General features: G+C 70.8%; 14 protein-coding genes. 7 read left to right on the forward strand and 7 right to left on the reverse strand.

Features of this window, described 5'->3' with window-relative positions; translation table 11 throughout:
* The first annotated feature begins 315 nt into the window (after positions 1-315).
* Both OG257_RS26260 and OG257_RS26265 read left to right on the forward strand, forming a co-directional pair.
* The gene (locus OG257_RS26260) at positions 316-2,766 is read left to right on the forward strand and encodes a PQQ-dependent sugar dehydrogenase (RefSeq protein ID WP_329211334.1); all 2,451 of its coding nucleotides are present in this window, start codon (positions 316-318) and stop codon (positions 2,764-2,766) included.
* Complete coding sequence (locus OG257_RS26265; protein ID WP_329211335.1) at positions 2,763-4,943, forward strand: ThuA domain-containing protein; 2,181 nt, start codon at positions 2,763-2,765, stop codon at positions 4,941-4,943. The genes OG257_RS26260 and OG257_RS26265 overlap by 4 nt, the downstream gene beginning before the upstream one ends.
* A gap of 54 nt (positions 4,944-4,997) precedes the next feature.
* On the opposite strand, the gene OG257_RS26270 is transcribed toward OG257_RS26265, so the two are convergent.
* Positions 4,998-6,209: a nitrate/nitrite transporter gene (locus OG257_RS26270; RefSeq protein WP_329211337.1), complete on the reverse strand. Its 1,212-nt coding sequence runs from the start codon at positions 6,207-6,209 to the stop codon at positions 4,998-5,000.
* Between the two features lie 160 nt (positions 6,210-6,369).
* On the opposite strand from OG257_RS26270, the gene OG257_RS26275 reads away from it, so the two are divergent.
* Positions 6,370-6,801, forward strand: a complete 432-nt coding sequence (locus OG257_RS26275) for an Lrp/AsnC family transcriptional regulator (protein WP_329211339.1) — start codon at positions 6,370-6,372, stop codon at positions 6,799-6,801.
* Here OG257_RS26275 and OG257_RS26280 read toward each other — a convergent pair.
* The 3 genes from OG257_RS26280 to OG257_RS26290 form a co-directional block, all read right to left on the reverse strand.
* Positions 6,779-8,284, reverse strand: coding sequence for a GAF domain-containing sensor histidine kinase (locus OG257_RS26280; protein WP_329211341.1), 1,506 nt, complete (start codon positions 8,282-8,284; stop codon positions 6,779-6,781). The genes OG257_RS26275 and OG257_RS26280 overlap by 23 nt on opposite strands.
* Before the next feature lie 14 nt (positions 8,285-8,298).
* Positions 8,299-9,336, reverse strand: coding sequence for a rod shape-determining protein (locus OG257_RS26285; protein ID WP_329211342.1), 1,038 nt, complete (start codon positions 9,334-9,336; stop codon positions 8,299-8,301).
* Positions 9,337-9,469: 133 nt separating this feature from the next.
* Positions 9,470-10,042: a hypothetical protein gene (locus OG257_RS26290; RefSeq protein ID WP_329211344.1), complete on the reverse strand. Its 573-nt coding sequence runs from the start codon at positions 10,040-10,042 to the stop codon at positions 9,470-9,472.
* A 123-nt stretch (positions 10,043-10,165) separates the two neighbouring features.
* On the opposite strand from OG257_RS26290, the gene OG257_RS26295 reads away from it, so the two are divergent.
* Entirely contained in the window at positions 10,166-10,867 is a 702-nt protein-coding gene (locus tag OG257_RS26295; protein WP_329211345.1) for an SCO2400 family protein, read from the forward strand.
* A 31-nt stretch (positions 10,868-10,898) separates the two neighbouring features.
* Here OG257_RS26295 and OG257_RS26300 read toward each other — a convergent pair whose 3' ends face one another.
* Positions 10,899-11,366 (reverse strand): MarR family winged helix-turn-helix transcriptional regulator, encoded by a 468-nt coding sequence (locus tag OG257_RS26300; RefSeq protein WP_329211347.1) that lies wholly within the window; start codon positions 11,364-11,366, stop codon positions 10,899-10,901.
* 115 nt (positions 11,367-11,481) lie between these two features.
* Between OG257_RS26300 and OG257_RS26305 the strand changes: the two genes are divergently transcribed.
* The 3 genes from OG257_RS26305 (at position 11,482) to arfA (ending at position 14,704) form a co-directional block, all read left to right on the forward strand.
* Positions 11,482-12,510, forward strand: coding sequence for an NADP-dependent oxidoreductase (locus tag OG257_RS26305; RefSeq protein WP_329211349.1), 1,029 nt, complete (start codon positions 11,482-11,484; stop codon positions 12,508-12,510).
* A gap of 66 nt (positions 12,511-12,576) precedes the next feature.
* Positions 12,577-13,005, forward strand: a complete 429-nt coding sequence (locus OG257_RS26310; RefSeq protein WP_329211351.1) for an organic hydroperoxide resistance protein — start codon at positions 12,577-12,579, stop codon at positions 13,003-13,005.
* A gap of 181 nt (positions 13,006-13,186) precedes the next feature.
* Positions 13,187-14,704 (forward strand): arabinosylfuranosidase ArfA, encoded by a 1,518-nt coding sequence (gene arfA, locus OG257_RS26315; RefSeq protein ID WP_329211353.1) that lies wholly within the window; start codon positions 13,187-13,189, stop codon positions 14,702-14,704.
* Positions 14,705-14,753: 49 nt separating this feature from the next.
* On the opposite strand, the gene OG257_RS26320 is transcribed toward arfA, so the two are convergent.
* Both OG257_RS26320 and mmsB read right to left on the reverse strand, forming a co-directional pair.
* Positions 14,754-15,911: an aldose epimerase family protein gene (locus tag OG257_RS26320; protein WP_329211354.1), complete on the reverse strand. Its 1,158-nt coding sequence runs from the start codon at positions 15,909-15,911 to the stop codon at positions 14,754-14,756.
* 28 nt (positions 15,912-15,939) lie between these two features.
* Entirely contained in the window at positions 15,940-17,181 is a 1,242-nt protein-coding gene (mmsB, locus tag OG257_RS26325) for a multiple monosaccharide ABC transporter permease (RefSeq protein ID WP_329211356.1), read from the reverse strand.
* Positions 17,182-17,184: the final 3 nt, after the last annotated feature.

A 17,184-nucleotide genomic window follows, 5' to 3' on the forward strand; every position in this document is an offset into this window, starting at 1 on the left:
AACCGCCTCCGGTGCCGGGGGAATCGGGCTGGAGATGGCTGCACGGGGCACGGGCGCGGAATTTTGACACGACCTTGACAAATTAATTTTGCGTTGCCAGCATGCAAAAAGCTCACGCAGAAGAGACGTTGCGTTACGTCGGAGCAGAAAAAAGCTGTCTGCCCGCCCCACGCGCGGCACACGCACGCAGCACGCCACGCACACACGCAGCCCGGCACGCAGCACAGCGCACGGCACCGCACGCACCGCCTCGCACTCGCTCAGCACGACAGCGCCATGCCTGACAACCCCACGCACCGTCAGGAAGGAAGCTTCATGCCCTTGCGTCCCCCCACATGGTCCAGAGTCGCCACCGCACTCGCCCTGATGCTGACGGGAGGCCTCGCCGCCGGCACCGCCACGGCGGCGCCCACCGCCGACATTCCCGCCGCCGACTACCAGCAGGTCCAACTCGCTCTCGGCGGCGCCGAGCTGGGCGAGGCGATGTCACTCGCGGTGCTCCCCGACCGGTCCGTCGTCCACACGGCCCGCGACGGTACGGTCCGCCTCACCGACGCCTCCGGCGCGACACGGACCGCGGGAAAACTCGACGTCTACACGCACGACGAGGAAGGGCTGCAGGGCGTAGCCGCTGACCCCGGATTCGCGGTCAACCGCTACCTCTACCTCTACTACTCGCCCGCCCTGAACACCCCGCCGGGCGACGCCCCCGTCACCGGATCCGCCGCCGACTTCGAGGCCTGGAAGGGCCACCTCAACCTGTCCAGATTCACCCTGAAGCCCGACGGCACCCTGGACACCGCCAGTGAGAAGGTCGTCCTCGAAGTACCCAACGACCGGGGCCAGTGCTGCCACGTGGGCGGGGACATCGACTTCGACGCCGCCGGGAACCTCTATCTGACCACCGGCGACGACACCAACCCGTTCGAGTCGAGCGGCTACTCACCGATCGACGAACGCGCCGACCGCAACCCGCAGTTCGACGCCCAGCGCTCCTCCGGCAACACCGACGACCTGCGGGGCAAGCTCCTGCGGATCAAGCCGACGGCCGACGGCGGCTACACCGTCCCGGCCGGAAACCTCTTCGCCCCCGGCACGGCGAAGACCCGTCCGGAGATCTACGCGATGGGCTTCCGCAACCCCTTCCGGATGTCCGTCGACAAGCCGACCGGAACCGTCTACATCGGTGACTACGGCCCCGACTCCGGCACCACGGATCCGAACCGGGGCCCCAGCGGCCAGGTCGAGTTCGACCGGATCACGAGCCCCGGCAACTTCGGCTGGCCGTACTGCACGGGGACGAACACCGCCTCGGAGACGTACAACGAGTACACGTTCCCCGCCGGCCCCGCCGCCGGAAAGTACGACTGCGCGGGCGGACCTGCGAACAACTCCTTCCGCAACACCGGCCTGCCCACCCTTCCGGCCGCCCGGGCGGCCTGGATCAGGTACGCCGGCGACGCGGGATCCCCGCCCGAGTTCGGCGGCGGCTCCGAATCGCCGATGGCGGGGCCCGTATACGACTTCGACGCGAACCTCGACTCGGCGGTGAAGTTCCCGCAGTCGCTCGACGGCCGCTTCTTCGCCACCGAGTACGGCCGTAAGTGGATCAAACCCGTGGAGGTGAAGGCCGACGGCTCACCGGGGGTCATCGAGACCTTCCCGTGGACCGGGACACAGGTCATGGACTCCGCGTTCGGCCCGGACGGCGCGCTGTACGTGCTCGACTACGGCACCGGCTCCGGCAACCAGGCCCTCTACCGCGTCGAACACATCGGCGGCAGCAACCGCAACCCCGTTGCCGAGGCCACCGCCGACAGGACCTCGGGACCCACGCCGCTCACCGTCGCCTTCTCCTCGGCGGGCAGTACCGACCCCGAGGGCGGGGCGATCAGCTACACCTGGGACTTCGGTGACGGTGCGACGTCCACCGCCGCCGACCCCAGCCACACCTACACCGCGGCGGGCACCTACCGCCCGACCCTCACCGTCAAGGACCCCGAGGGGCTGACCGGCACCGCGAGCCTCGTCGTGACGGCCGGCAACTCCGCCCCCACCGTCACCCTGACCGCACCCGCCGACGGCGAACTGTTCTCCTTCGGCGACACCGTGCCGTTCGCCGTGACCGTCTCGGACCCCGAGGACGGCACCGTCGACTGCTCCAAGGTCAAGGTCACCTATCTGCTGGGCCACGACGCCCACCGCCACCAGATCACGTCGAAGAACGGCTGCACCGGCACCATCGACGTCCCGGTCGACGGTGAGCACGACAGCGCGGCCAACATCTACGGGGTCTTCGACGCCGAGTACACCGACGCGGGCGGACTCACCTCGCACAGCGACAGCATCCTGCAGCCCCGGCACCGGCAGGGCGAGCACTTCGACGCCCAGTCCGGCATCGAGGTCGCGGGCCACGGCACCGCGGAGGGCGGGGCCACGGTCGGCTTCACCGACGACGGCGACTGGATCTCCTTCGCGCCGTACACCCTGGACAACGCCACCCGCGTCTCGGCGCGCGTCTCCTCCGCGGGCCCCGGCGGAACGATCGAACTGCGGGCGGGATCGACCACCGGCCCGCTGCTCTCCACCCTCACCGTCGCCCCGACCGGCGGCTGGGAGAACTTCGTGGACGTCTCGGCCGACGTGGCCGGCGCCCCGGCCGGACCCACCGAACTGTTCCTGGTCCTCAAGGGGCCCACGGGCCAGGGGAACCTCTTCGATATCGACGCCTTCACCTTCGACACGGAAGGAACGGTCAGCCGATGAGACGCCGACTCGCCCGCCACGTACGCCATGTCGCCTGCGCCGCGGCCCTCGCACTCGGTGCGGCGCTCCTGGCCCCCGGTGTGCAGAGCGCCGCGGCAGCGGAGCCGTACCAGGTCCTCGTCTTCTCCAAGACGGCAGGATTCCGGCACGACTCCATCCCGGCCGGGATCACCGGCATCCAACAGCTCGGCGCAGCACACGACTTCACCGTCACAGCCACCGAGGACGCGGGCGCCTTCACCCCGCAGAACCTCGCCGGATACGCGGCCGTGGTCTTCCTGAGCACCACGGGCGATGTCCTGGACACCGCACAGCAGGACGCGCTCAAGGGGTACGTCAACGGCGGCGGCGGATTCGTCGGGATCCACGCCGCCGCCGACACCGAGTACGGCTGGCCGGAGTACGAGCACCTCGTCGGCGCCTGGTTCAAGAGCCATCCGGCGATCCAGCAGGCCGACCTCACCACCGAGGACCACGCCCACCCCGCGACGGCGCACCTGGACGACACCTGGACCCGTACCGACGAGTGGTACAACTACCGCACCAATCCGCGTGACGACGTCCACGTACTGCAGTCCCTGGACGAAAGCAGCTACACCGGCGGCGAGATGAGCGGCGACCACCCCATCACCTGGTGCCATCCGCAGGAGCAGGGGCGGTCCTTCTACACCGGTCTCGGCCACACCGCCGAGTCGTACTCCGACCCGGCGTTCCGGCAACTGCTGCTCGGCGGCATCCAGTACGCGGCCGGCGCGGTCAGCGCCGACTGCGGTGCCGACGACCCCGGCACCGGGGACGAACCCGTGGAGGCGGAGTCCTTCACCTCCGGCTCGGGCGTGCAGGCGGCCGGTCACGCGGGAGCCGGCGGCGGCGCCACGCTCGGCTACATCGACAACGGTGACTGGGCGGGCTACGCGGGCACCGAGACGGCCGGGGCCACCTCCTTCACGGCCAGGGTGTCCTCGGCCGGGGCGGGCGGCACCGTCGAGATCCGGGCGGGTTCGGCCACCGGCACGCTCCTCGGCTCCGTGGACATCACCCCGACCGGCGGCTGGGACACCTTCGCAGAGGTGTCCACGGCCCTCACCGCCACCGGATCGGGACCGCTGTTCCTCCGCTTCACCGGCGGAGCGGGCTCCCTCTTCGACATCGACACCTTCACCCTGTCCCACGATCCGGACCCGGTCGCCGAAGGCTCGTCCGACGTCCACCTCTTCTACTACCCCTGGTACGGCACCCCCGCCACGTCCGGCAGCTGGCGCCACTGGCAGCAGGGCGGCCACACCCCGCCCGACGACATCGGCGCCGACCTCTACCCGAAGCTCGGCCCGTACGACTCCGGTGACATCGCCGGAGCCGTCGACCAGCACATGAGGTGGGTCCAGCAGTCCGGCGCGGGCGTCATCGTCTACAGCTGGTGGGGACAGGGCGGCTACGAGGACTCCATCGCCGCGGACGTCCTGGACGCCGCCGCCCGCCACGGCATACGGGTCGCCTGGCACATCGAACCGTACGGCGACCGGACCGCGGCCTCCGTCGTCGACGACATCGGCTACCTGGAAGGGAAGTTCGGGAACCACCCCGCCTACTACCGGGACGCCGGGCACGGCAACCGGCCCGCGTTCTACATCTTCGAGAGCCTGAAGATCCAGGACTGGTCGGCGCTGGACGCCGTACGGGACAGTGCCATCGTTCTCGCGCAGACCACCGACACCAGCAAGGTCGCCCACTTCGGAGGCATCTACACCTACGACGGCATCGCCGGAGCCACCGCCCCCGGCTGGAAGCAGGCCGGCGACTACGCCAGGGCCAACGGCCTGGTCTGGGCGCCCTCCGTGGCCCCCGGATACATCGACGACCGGGCCGTTCCCGGCAACACCACTCCCACCCTGGGCCGGCAGGACGGCGCCTCCTACGACCTGGAGTGGAACAACGCTCTCGACCCGGCCATCGGCGGATCGCCCTCCTGGGTCTCCGTCACCTCGTTCAACGAGTGGCACGAGGGCAGTTCGATCGAGCCCGCGTCGAGCACCCCGCCCGCCGGACACGGCTACCAGACGTTCTCGGGGGCCTACGGAAGGACCGGGGCCGCCGCCGAGACGGCGTACCTGGACCGGACGGCGTACTGGGTGGGCGAGTTCGGGAAACGGCGCGCGGCCGCGGCAGCCGCACGCTGAACGGAGGAGGGACGGCGGCGTCCGGGCGGGCCGCCGCCGTCCCTCCCCGTCCGCTCAGCTCGACGGCCGCAGGGTCCGCATCCGCCCGTACGCGTACACACAGCCGGCCAGCGCCAGGTCGGACAGCAGCATGAAGCCGATCGAGTACGAGCCCTTGGCGCTGTAGATCGCGCCCATCACCAGCGGCGGTACGAAGCCGCCGAGACCGCCCATCGCGCCGACGATGCCCGTCACGCTGCCCACCTTGGCCTGAGGTGTCACCTGCGAGACGAGGGCGAAGACGCTGCCGCTCGCCGTGCCGAGCCCCGCCGCCATGCAGAGCAGCGCGATCGTGCCGACCGGATCCAGAGGGGGGTCGAAGGCCTGGACGATCGCCATGAGCGCCGCGACCAGCAGCGCCGCCGACGTGACCAGGGCAGGGTGGATCCGGTCGGAGAGCCAGCCGCCGGCCGGCCGGAAGATCACCGTGACCAGGGCGAAGCCGGCCGCCTTGGTGCCGGCCTCGGTCGGCGACATCTCGTACCAGGTCTTCAGGTACGTCGGCAGATAGACGCCGAACGCGACGATGCCGCCGAAGCCGATCGCGTACAGGGCGGACAGCTCCCAGGTGACCCGCAGCCGGCCCGCCTGCCCCAGCCGGTGTCCGAGCGAGTCGGTCGGCACCTTCCGGTCCGGGCGGTCCGTGATCAGGACTGCCGCGAGCAGCGAGTACACCACCAGCGCCCCGGCGACGATCAGGAACGGCAGGTTGTCACCGTGCTTCGAGATGCGCGGCGTGAAGTAGCCGGACAGCGCGACGCCGCCCATGCCCATCCCGAACACACCCAGGGCGAGCCCCCGCTTCGCGGGCGGGAACCACGAGTTGACCAGCGGGATGCCGATCGCGAACGTCGTACCGCCCAGACCGAGCAGGAAGCCGACGGCGAGCATCGCCCCGTAGGAGTCCTTCGCCGGGATCAGCAGCAGTACGGGGACGATCGTCAGCGCCGACACCACGGGGAACATCAGCCGGGCGCCGAACTTGTCGGTGAGCGCGCCCACCGGGATCCGGCCCAGCGAGCCGACGAGCACCGGCACCGCGACGAGGAGCGACTGCTGGAACGAATCGAGCCCGAGCCGCTCCTTGTAGTCCCCGGACATCGGTGCGATCAGGTTCCACGCCCAGAAGGTCAGGGTGAAGCCGACGGTGGCCACGATCAGGTTGCGGTACGCGGCAGCGGACCGATTCCGGTCCGGGGCGGGGGCCTGCTCGGAAGCTGTATCCACACGGCAAGTCAACTGGGCACGGGCGGGCACGGCCCGTGGGACTGCTCCATACGGGGAAGGCTTCTCCCCGTAGGCGCCCCATGGTGCAGCGGCCCTCCCGGGGCCCCGCCGGGCACCGCTCGCCCGCCGCTTCCGGGCCGGGGCTGCGACAATCGCTGGTATGGACCGGCTGGACAGAGAGATCCTCGGCATTCTCCAGGAGGACGCCCGGATCTCGTACCGCGATCTGGGTGTACGCGTCGGGCTCAGCGCCAACGCTGCGGGCGACCGCGTACGCCACATGCGCCGTGACGGGGTGATCCGCGGCTTCACCGTCATCGTCGACCCGGCCGCCGACACCCGTTCGGGCCTCGTCGTCTTCATCGACGTGACGCTGCGCCTCGACACGACGAACGAGGAGTTCGAACGCTCCGTGCTCATGCTGCCCGGCATCACCGAGGTGGTGCACGTGACGGGCAGCCACGACTATCTCGTACGGGCCACGGCCGCCGACCCCGGCTCCCTGGACGCACTGCTGCGCCGGCTCAAACGGGACGCGGGTGTCGCCCACTCCAACACCCGGATCGCCCTCAGAGCGGCGCCTGCCAAATGACGGTCGGCGACCGCGTGCCGTCCTCGGCACGCCCGTCGTCGGCCACCACGAGGCGCACAGCCGCGCGCCCGTCGGGCTCCCGCGCCGTCGCGTCTACCTCGACCTCGATGGCCGACACCCCCGCGCGCCGGTGCGCGGTGGCCAGCGCCCCGCGCAGAACGGTGAGCAACTGCTCGTCCACCGGTTCCGGCACCAGGGCGTCCACCGCACCCGCGAAGTGCACCGACGGCTGGAAGCCCAGCACCGCCGCCGCACCGCCGGTCTCGCGCAGCACCTTGCCCCGGAAGGTGGTGGGGGCGTCGGCGGGCGGCTGCTGGAGCGCGAAGATCGCGGTCCTGACCTCCTGGATGGTGGAGTCCAGCTCGTCGACGGCCCTGCCGAGCAGCTCATCGGTCCCGCTGTCCCCCGACACGTCCTTGCGGCGGGTCGACTCCAGCATCATCTCCGTCGCGAACAGCCGTTGGACGACCAGGTCGTGGAGATCGCGGGCGATCCGGTCACGGTCCTCGTAGACCGCGAGCTGCTCCCGGTAGTGCTGGGCGTCCGCCATCACCAGGGCCAGGGCGGCCTGGGAGGCGAACTGCGACGCCAGCAGCCGGTCCACCGTCGTGTAAGGGCGGTCGCCGCGCCGCCGGGGGAGGGCCAGCGTGCCGATGAGCCGGCCGCCGCTCTGCAGCGGCAGCATCATGCTGGGCCCGAAGCGGGAGCGCACGTGCGTCGTCATCCGCGGGTCGGTGGCCGAATCCTCGATGAAGACCTCCTCACCGCCCAGCAGCTGGACGAGGACGGGGGAGCCGGGCTCGATGACCGTGCCGACGAGACCGGCCGGATCATCGAGCGTGGAGGCCGTGACGATCTCCATCCCGCCGTCCCCGGTCGGCTGGAGGATCACCCCGGCCGATGCCCCGGCCAGCATCCTGGCCCGTTCGGCGACCGTCATCAGGGCGTCCGTCGTGGCGGTTCCGGTCAGCAGCGCCCGGGTGACCGCGGCGGTTCCTTCGATCCACCGCTCCCGCTGCCGCGCCGACTCGTACAGGTGGGCACCGCCGATCGCCGCACCCGCCTGGGACGCGAGCAGCCTCAGCAGCGCCAGGTCCGTGTCGGTGAAGCGCCCCGAGCGCCGTTCGGTGACGACGAGACTGCCGAGCACCTCGGAGTGCACCCGGACGGGGGCCCCGAGGAGGGAGCGCATCGGAGGGTGCCCGGGCGGCATGCCCGAGGAGCGCGGATCGGCCGTCAGATCGTCCAGGCGCAGCGGCTGCGGGTCGTCGACGAGTACACCCAGGATTCCCGTGTGACCGTCCGGGAGGCGGCCGATCCGCAGACGCTCGGCGTCGGTCAGGCCGGTGGTGAACAGGTCGGTGAAGCGGCGGTGTTCCGGTTCGAGGATGCTCAGGGCGCCGTAACGTGCCCCGGTCAGGGCCGTGGCGGTGTCCACGATGTGCTGGAGCGTGGTGCGCAGTTCAAGATCTGCCTCGGCCATACGGAACCCGGCGCTCAGCCGACGAGCGGGCTGAGGACCAGCGGCTGGACCTTGCCGTCCAGCATGGCGCCGAGACCGAGCACGGAACACACATCGGGCCGCTCGGCGATGTGCACGGGCACCCCGGTGGCGTCGCGCAGCATCTGGTCGAGTCCGGGAAGCAGGGCGCTGCCGCCGACCATCATGATTCCGGAGTCCGCGATGTCCGCCACCAGATCGGGCGGGCAGTCGCGCAGCACCTTGCCCAGGCCGTCGAGCACGGCGGTGAGAGGGGCGTGGATCGCCTTCCGTACGGCGGCGGTGTCGACCTGCACCGAACGGGCCAGGCCGGTGGCCACGTCACGGCCGTGGATCTCCGTCGTCTCCGGGCCGTTCAGGGTCAGACCGTTGCCGCTGAGCGCCACCTGCAGGGGCCGCACGGACTGGCTCGGCAGCATCAGCTCGTGGTACTGGCGCAGGTGCTGGATCACCGCGTGGTCGATGGCCTCGCCGCCGATCGGGATGCGTACGGCCGTCACGATCGAGCCGAGCGAGAGCACCGCGATCTGGGTGGTCGCCGCCCCGCACACAATGATCATGGTGGCCGTGGGCTGTTCCACCGGCAGCCCGCAGCCGACGGCCGCCGCGATCAGGGTGTCGACCAGCTCCACCCGGCGCGCACCGAGCCCGACGAGGGTCTCGACGGTGGCCCGCTGGGCGAGCGGATCGGCGTCGTGGGGGGTGCAGGCGGCGGCGCGCAGCCGCGGCTTGCGGCGCAACTGGCGGCGGAGCTTCTCGCCGAGGAGGTGGCGCAGCATGCGCTGGGCCATCTCGATGTCGACGACGGTCCCGCCGGAGACCGGGCGGACCACCCGGATGTACGCGGGCGTACGGCCGGTCATCTGTTCGGCGAGGGCGCCGACGGCGATGAGGGATCCGGTACGGGTGTTCACGGCGGCGACACTGGGCTCGTCGACGACGAGTCCCACTCCCTTGATGTACACGCGGGTCCTCGCGGCCCCGAGGTCGACGGCGACATGGCAACGGCGCAACTGCTCAAGACTGACGGTCACGGCAGGTTCTCCCGAGAGCGCTGACGGGGGGTACCGGCGGCAGCCGGCTCTCCTGGCATCGTCGCGCCGGGGAGGGCGCCGCGCGCGCTGGGTGAGCCGTAGGAGGGACCCGGTGCTGACGGGGTGCCAGATCTCAGGCGAGGCCGGGGAGCAGCCGTTGGAACAGGCCCCAGGTGAACTCGGCGACGTACGGACGGTGGTCGACGGGGTCGGTGACGGCCAGCGCCCACCGGGTCGGTGCGCTGCCCTCCATCGGACGGACCGGAGCGAAGGCGCGGGCCACCTCGTCCACGGTGCACGACCAGGGGAGCAGGTCCCCGGTCGTGCGCAGCTCGGGGCCTGCCGCCCCAGGGGTCCGGACCAGCCATTCGTTCCACACGGCCCCGCCGGGACCGGCCATCACCTCGAACCGCAGATCGGGCCAGAGGGGCAGGGGCCACAACAGCGCGTCGCACTCCAGGTCGCCGACCTTGCGGCGCACCGAGCTCTCGGGCTCGCCCAGCACCGAGCGGTAGCGGCGCAGCGCGCCCCGGCCCCGGGGGGCGCGGAGCATGGCCTGCCAGCGCCGGTTCGCCTCCCGCATCTCGGCGAGCGAGGCGCTCAGCTCATGGCGGGCGTCCTCCACCAGATCCGGCTGGTGATCGGCCATCCGGCGCAGCAGGACGAGCTGGAACTGGAGCGGCCCGAACGGGGCGGGAGCGGTCATGGCGCCCATCCTGCCGCGTCTCACGCGTATCGGGCGGCGCGCTTCGGAATCAGCGCTTCCACACAGGATCCTCACCTGAGCGGCTTCCTCCGTTGTTCCTCGCGCGTCTAGTCTGCGGGCGCCATGGATTACTGCCACCCGTGCCGACGGCACCTCAACGGCGCCCTGGCCTGCGCCGGTTGCGGAACGCCCGCCGACGCGCTGGCCCCCTACGCCGACCCGCTGTACCCCGGTCACGAGCCGGAGCAGCCGGGCGAAACCCTCGAGACCTCCGGGTCCGTGGGGCACCGCCGTCGTGCCCGGGTCGCCGCCGCCCAAGGGCGTGGGCGCGGCCGTCGTAAACGCCGCCGCCGCGGCCGCGGGATCCTCCTGACGGGGATCGGCGTCGTGCTCGCCGTCGGCGCGCTGAGCCTGGCCGAGCTGGCCATCGAACCCGACGGTGACGACGGCGCCGCCGACTACGTGAGCGAGTCGACGACCGCCGCTGTCGACCCGGTCCCGGAACTCCCGGCGAGCGAGGAGCCGGGCGACCCGGAGCCGGTGGACGGTCCCCCCGTGGTCCCGGCCAGTGACTCCCACAGCGAAGGGGCCGGTGACGGGCCGAGCGGCTCCCCCTCGCCGGAGAAGTCCGCGTCGGCCTCCGCTCCGGCGGACGCCCCGCGCTCCCCGTCGCCCTCGGATCCGGACGACACCGAGGCGCCGGCCGATCCGTCGAGTCCCGGGAAGCCGACATCCGGCCCGACGCAGCCGGGGCCCACGAAGGACCCGACCCCCACCCCGTCACCGAGCGAGACGTGCACCCGCTGGCTGTGGTTCTGCACCTGAGGCCCCTCAGGCCTCTCGTCCGGACCAGGGCCTAGGCCGCGGCCTCGGAGTCCCCGGCCGTCTCCGGGGCCGTGTCCGCCCCGAGCATCCGGCGCAGCAGGTCCCGCAGCACCGACCGCTCCGCGTCCGACAACTCGGCGAGCGGCTCCCTGGCGAAGTCGAGCGCGTCCCGCAGCTGCCGGGCCGTCCGCATGCCATCCTCGGTCGGGGCGGCCAGCTTGACCCGCCGGTCGGACGGGTCGGGGCGGCGCTCCACCAGGCCGCGGAGCTCCAGACGGTCGACGATGCCCGTGATGTTCGACGGTTCGCACTTGAGCTTCTGGGCGATCCTGCGCATGGGCATCGGCTGGAGCGAGAGCAGCCCGAGGACCCTGGCCTGCGCGCCGGTCAGTGCGTGTGTCGCCGCGGCCCTGTCGTACTCCTCGTGGTAGCGCGCCACGACGCCACCGATGAGTTCGATGACTTCGAGGGTCAGAGGGTCCGTACGTGAGGTGGCCATGACGTTCAGGATACCCAATTACTTGACAAGGTGAAATATCTGGGCGCATGGTTGTTTCATGTCATGAAGCATTTTCTGCTTCCCGTCCCGTGAGCGCCGAGGAGAACCCGAGCCCATGTCTGCAGCACTTCCCACGTCCAGTCGTGAATGGCACCTTGTCGCCCGCCCGCACGGCTGGCCCGAGGCCACGGACTTCGCGCTGCGCGAGGCGCCGGTGACTGCTCCCGGTGAGGGCCGCGTCCTCGTCCGCAACCTGCACTTCTCGGTCGACCCGTACATGCGGGGCCGGATGAACGACGTGAAGTCGTACACCCCGCCCTTCAAGCTCGACCACCCGATGGACGGCGGCGCGGTCGGCGAGGTCATCGCCTCCGAGGCCGAGGGCTTCGCGGTCGGCGACCACGTCCTGCACGGCCTCGGCTGGCGCGAGTACGCCTCGGTCCCGGCCAAGCACGCGGTGAAGGTCGACGCCTCGCTCGCCCCGCTCTCCGCCTACCTCGGCGTGCTCGGCATGCCGGGGCTCACCGCCTACGCGGGCCTGTTCGAGGTCGCCTCCTTCAAGGAGGGCGACGCCGTGTTCGTCTCCGGCGCCGCCGGTGCGGTCGGCAGCCAGGTCGGCCAGATGGCGAAGATCAAGGGCGCCTCGCGGGTCATCGGTTCGGCCGGCTCCGACGAGAAGGTCAAGCTCCTCGTCGAGGAGTACGGCTTCGACGCGGCCTTCAACTACAAGAACGGCCCCGTCAAGGACCAGCTCCGCGAGGCCGCCCCGGACGGCATCGACGTCTACTTCGACAACGTCGGCGGCGAGCACCTGGAGGCCGCGCTCTCCTCGTTCAACGTGCACGGCCGCGCCACCATCTGCGGAATGATCGCGCAGTACAACGCCACCGAGCCCACCCCCGCCCCGCGCAACCTCGCGCTCGTCATCGGCAAGCGGCTGCGCCTGCAGGGCATCCTCGTCGGCGATCACGCCGCGCTCCAGCCGCAGTTCGTCCAGGAGGTCGCCGGCTGGCTCGCCTCCGGTGAGCTCAAGTACAACGAGACGAAGGTCGAGGGCATCGAGAACGGCTTCGACGCGTTCCTCGGCCTCCTGCGCGGCGAGAACACCGGCAAGATGATCGTCTCGCTCGACACCACCCGTTAGGCTCGGTGCAGGCCGCCGCGGTCCGTGGGCGCGAGTCGCGGCGCATCAGCAGGAGGATTTCCCGGCATGACCATTGAGCACATAGACGTGGCCTACACCGCTGTCGCCACCGCTGAGAACGGCCGTGACGGCCGCGTCTCCTCCGACGACGGCAACCTCGACGTCGTCGTCAACCCGCCGAAGGCGATGGGCGGCAGCGGCGCGGGCACCAACCCCGAGCAGCTCTTCGCGGCCGGCTACAGCGCCTGCTTCCAGGGCGCGCTCGGTGTCGTCGCCCGCAAGGAGAAGGCGGACATCACCGGCTCGACGGTGACCGCGTCGGTATCCATCGGCAAGACCGAAGCGGGCGGTTTCGGCCTGGAGGTGGCGATCACCGCCTCCATCCCGAACGTCGACCGGGCCACCGCCCAGTCGCTCATCGAGAAGGCGCACCAGGTGTGCCCGTACTCGAACGCCACCCGCGGCAACATCAAGGTCGAGCTGTCCGTCGCCTGACCAGGGCACCGCGCGTACGACCGAGGGCCGCATCCCGTGACGGGGTGCGGCCCTCGGCCGTGTCCGGCCGTGAAAACGCGCAAGAGCATTGACCTTCACGGAGCTTGGACCCTACGGTCCGTTCGAAGTTACGAGCAGCATTCGATATATCGAACATGACCGGTCGACCCGTGAGGAAGTCATGACCCGTACCGCGCGCTTCACCCTCGACCCCGCCTTCACCGTCGGCGAGGTCGACCCCCGGCTCTTCGGATCCTTCGTCGAACACCTCGGCCGCTGCGTCTACGACGGCATCCACGAACCGGGCCACCCGTCCGCGGACGAGGCCGGGCTGCGCACCGACGTCCTGGACCTCGTCCGCGAGCTCGGCGTCACCGCCATCCGGTACCCGGGCGGCAACTTCGTGTCCGGCTACCGCTGGGAGGACAGCGTCGGCCCCGCCGACGAGCGCCCCCGCCGTCTCGACCTGGCCTGGCGCTCCACCGAGACGAACCGCTTCGGCCTCTCCGAGTACATCGGCTTCCTCCGGAAGATAGGCCCGCAGGCCGAGCCGATGCTCGCCGTCAACCTCGGCACCCGCGGCGTCCAGGAAGCCATCCAGCTCCAGGAGTACGCCAACCACCCGGCCGGCACCGAACTGTCCGACCGCCGCATCGCGCACGGCGACAAGGACCCCTTCGGGATCAAGCTGTGGTGCCTGGGCAACGAGATGGACGGCCCCTGGCAGACCGGCCACAAGACCGCGGAGGAGTACGGGCGCCTCGCCGCCGAGACGGCCCGCGCGATGCGCCAGATCGACCCGTCCGTCGAACTCGTCGCCTGCGGCTCCTCCAGCCGCTCCATGCCGACGTTCGCCGCATGGGAGGCGACGGTGCTCGCCGAGACGTACGACCTCGTCGACTACGTCTCCCTGCACGCCTACTACGAGGAGACCGACGGCGACCGCGGCTCCTTCCTCGCCTCGGCCGTGGACATGGAGTCCTTCATCGAGAGCGTCGTCGCCACCTGCGACCACGTCGGCGCCCGCCTCAAGTCGACGAAGAAGATCAACCTCTCCTTCGACGAGTGGAACGTCTGGTACATGGCCCGCTTCCAGCAGGACGCGGCCGAGAACCCGCTCGACTGGCCCGAGGCCCCGCGGCTGCTGGAGGACAACTACAGCGTCACGGACTCCGTCGTCTTCGGCAGCCTCCTCATCGCGCTGCTGCGCCACGCCGACCGGGTCACCGTCGCCTGCCTCGCACAGCTCGTCAACGTGATCGCTCCGATCATGACCGAGCCCGGCGGTCCCGCCTGGCGCCAGACGACCTTCTTCCCCTTCGCCCAGGCCGCGCGGTACGGGCGGGGCCAGGTCCTGGACGTACGGGTGGACTCACCCACGTACGCGACGGCGAAGTACGGCGAGGCGGATCTGCTGCACGCCACCGCCGTGCGCGACCCCGGCTCCGGGGCGGTCACCGTCTTCGCGGTCAACCGCAGCCAGGACACCGCCCTGCCGCTCGAAGTGGCCCTGGCGGGACTGGACCTGGAGCAGGTCGCCGAGCACCTGGTCGTCGCCGACGCGGACCCGGAGGCCCGCAACACCCTCGCCGAGCCCGAGCGGGTCGCCCCGCACGCCGCCGAAGGCACCGTGCTCGTCGACGGCACGCTCAGGGCCACCCTGGAACCGATGTCCTGGAACATGATCCGGCTGGCCTGACAGCGAGGAGCGGCGCCCCCTGCCGGGGGCGCCGCTCCAAGGGGCGCGGTCAGCGCGTCGAGAACGCGTGGACCGTCGTCGAACGGTAGGTGTCACCGGGGCGCAGCACCGTCGAGGGGAACGACGGCTGGTTGGGGGAGTCCGGGAAGTGCTGGGACTCCAGGCAGAACGCGTCGCCCTGGCGGTAGACCCGGCCCGAGGTCCCGGTCAGCGTGCCGTCGAGGAAGTTGCCGGTGTAGAACTGCATGCCCGGCTCCGTCGTGTACATCTTCATCACCCGGCCCGAGCCCGGCTCGGTGACCGTCAGGGCGTACTCGGGGCGGCTCGTGAGCCCCTTGTCCAGTACGTAGTTGTGGTCGATGCCCTGCCCGTACCCGATCTGCTCGTGCGGCGTGCGCACGGCCTCGCCGATCACCCCGGCCCGCCGGAAGTCGAAGGGCGTACGGGCGACCTTCGCGAGTTCGCCGGTCGGAATGAGGGTCGCGCCCACCGGGGTGTAGCGCGAGGCGGCCAGCTCCAGGACGTGGCCGTCGATGCTGCCGCTGCCCTCGCCCGCCAGATTGAAGTAGGTGTGGCTGGTGAGGTTGAGGACGGTGGCCCGGTCGGTGGTGGCGGCGTAGTCGATCCGCCACTCGCCGCGCGCCGTCAGCGTGTAGACGACACGGACGGTGAGCGTCCCCGGGTAGCCCGCCTCGCCGTCCGGGCTGGTCCGGCTCAGGACCAGGCCGACTTCGCCGTGCGCGGTGAACGGCTCGATGTCCCAGACCCGTTTGTCGAAGCCCCGGTCGCCGCCGTGCAGGCTGTTCGGCCCGTCGTTGACGGGCAGTTGGTGCGTCACACCGTCGAGGGTGAACCGGCCCTCCGCGATGCGGTTGCCGTACCGCCCGATCAGACCGCCGAAGTACGGGGACTTCGCCGCGTAGTCGGGGAGGTTGTCGAAGCCGAGCGAGACGTTCGCCGTACGGCCCTGCCGGTCGGGGACCTCGAGCGACTGGACGACCCCTCCGTACGACAGGACCTTCAGCCGGGTCCCTCCGTTGGAGAGCGTCCAGCGGTACACCTTCGTACCGTCGGCGAGCGTGCCGAACAGTTCCCTGGACGGGGTGCGTCCGGACGTCGTGGCGTGGGCGGCGGGGGCGCCCGCCGCCACGGCCAGCCCGGCAGCGGCTGTGGCCGCGAGGACGGTGCGTCTGCTGGTGCGGGTCATGAGACAACTCCTTCTCGAAGAGGGGGTGTTACGAGCCGACCTTGCGCTTGTTCCAGACGTCGAAGCCGACCGCGGCCAGCAGCACGAAGCCCTTGATCACTTGTTGGTAGTCGGTGCCGATGCCCACCAGGGACATGCCGTTGTTCAGTACGCCGAGGACCAGGCCGCCGATGACCGCGCCGAAGACCGTGCCGACGCCGCCGCTCATCGAGGCGCCGCCGATGAACGCGGCGGCGATGGCCTCCAGTTCGAAGTTGGTGCCTGCCTGCGGGACACCCGCGTTCAGCCGGGCCGCGTAGACGACTCCGGCCAGCGCGGCGAGGACGCCCATGTTGACGAAGACCAGGAAGATGACCCGCTTGTCCTTGACCCCGGAGAGCTTCGCCGCCGCCTGGTTGCCGCCGAGCGCGTACACATGGCGGCCGATGACCGCGTTGCGCATGAGGTAGCCGAAGCCGATGAGCAGCACGGCGAGCAGCAGCAGGACGACCGGGACACCGCGGTAGCTGGCCAGCGTCATGGTGAACGCCAGGACGGCCGCCGCGATGGCCACGCACTTGGCCAGGAAGATGTTGCGGGGCAGGACCTCGAGCGCGTACTCCTTCTGCCGGTTGCGGTCGCGGACCTCCTGGAGCAGCGCCACGGCCAGCACGATGAACCCGAGGACCAGCGTCAGGTTGTGGTAGTTGGTCTCCGGGCCGAGCTCCGGCAGATAGCCGGTGGATATCTTCTGGAAGCCTTCGGGGAACGGTCCGATGGAGCGGCTGCCGAGCAGGATCTGGGTGCCGCCGCGGAAGAGCAGCATCCCGGCGAGCGTCACGATGAACGAAGGGATGCCCACGTACGCGATCCAGAAGCCCTGCCACGCGCCCGCGACCGCTCCGAGGAGGAGGGCGAGGACCAGGGCCAGGACCCAGGGCACATCGTGCTCGACCATCATCACGGCGCAGGCCGCCGACACGAAGGCGGCCAGTGAGCCGACGGACAGGTCGATGTGGCCGGCGATGATCACGATCATCATGCCGATGGCCAGGACCAGGATGTAGCTGTTCTGCAGGACCAGGTTGGTGACGTTGTTCGGCCTGAGCAGGACGCCGTCGGTCCAGATCCCGAACAGCGCGACGATCAGGCCGAGCGCGATGAGCATGCCGTACTGGCGCATGTTGCGCCGGGCGGCGTCCATGAGCAGTGCGCGCGTGGACGAAGCGGAACCGGACCCGGGCCGGGACGGCCCCGGGCTCTTCGGTGTTTCGGTGGTGGCCGTGGACATGTT

This window comes from Streptomyces sp. NBC_00683, assembly GCF_036226745.1.
GTDB lineage: Bacteria > Actinomycetota > Actinomycetes > Streptomycetales > Streptomycetaceae > Streptomyces.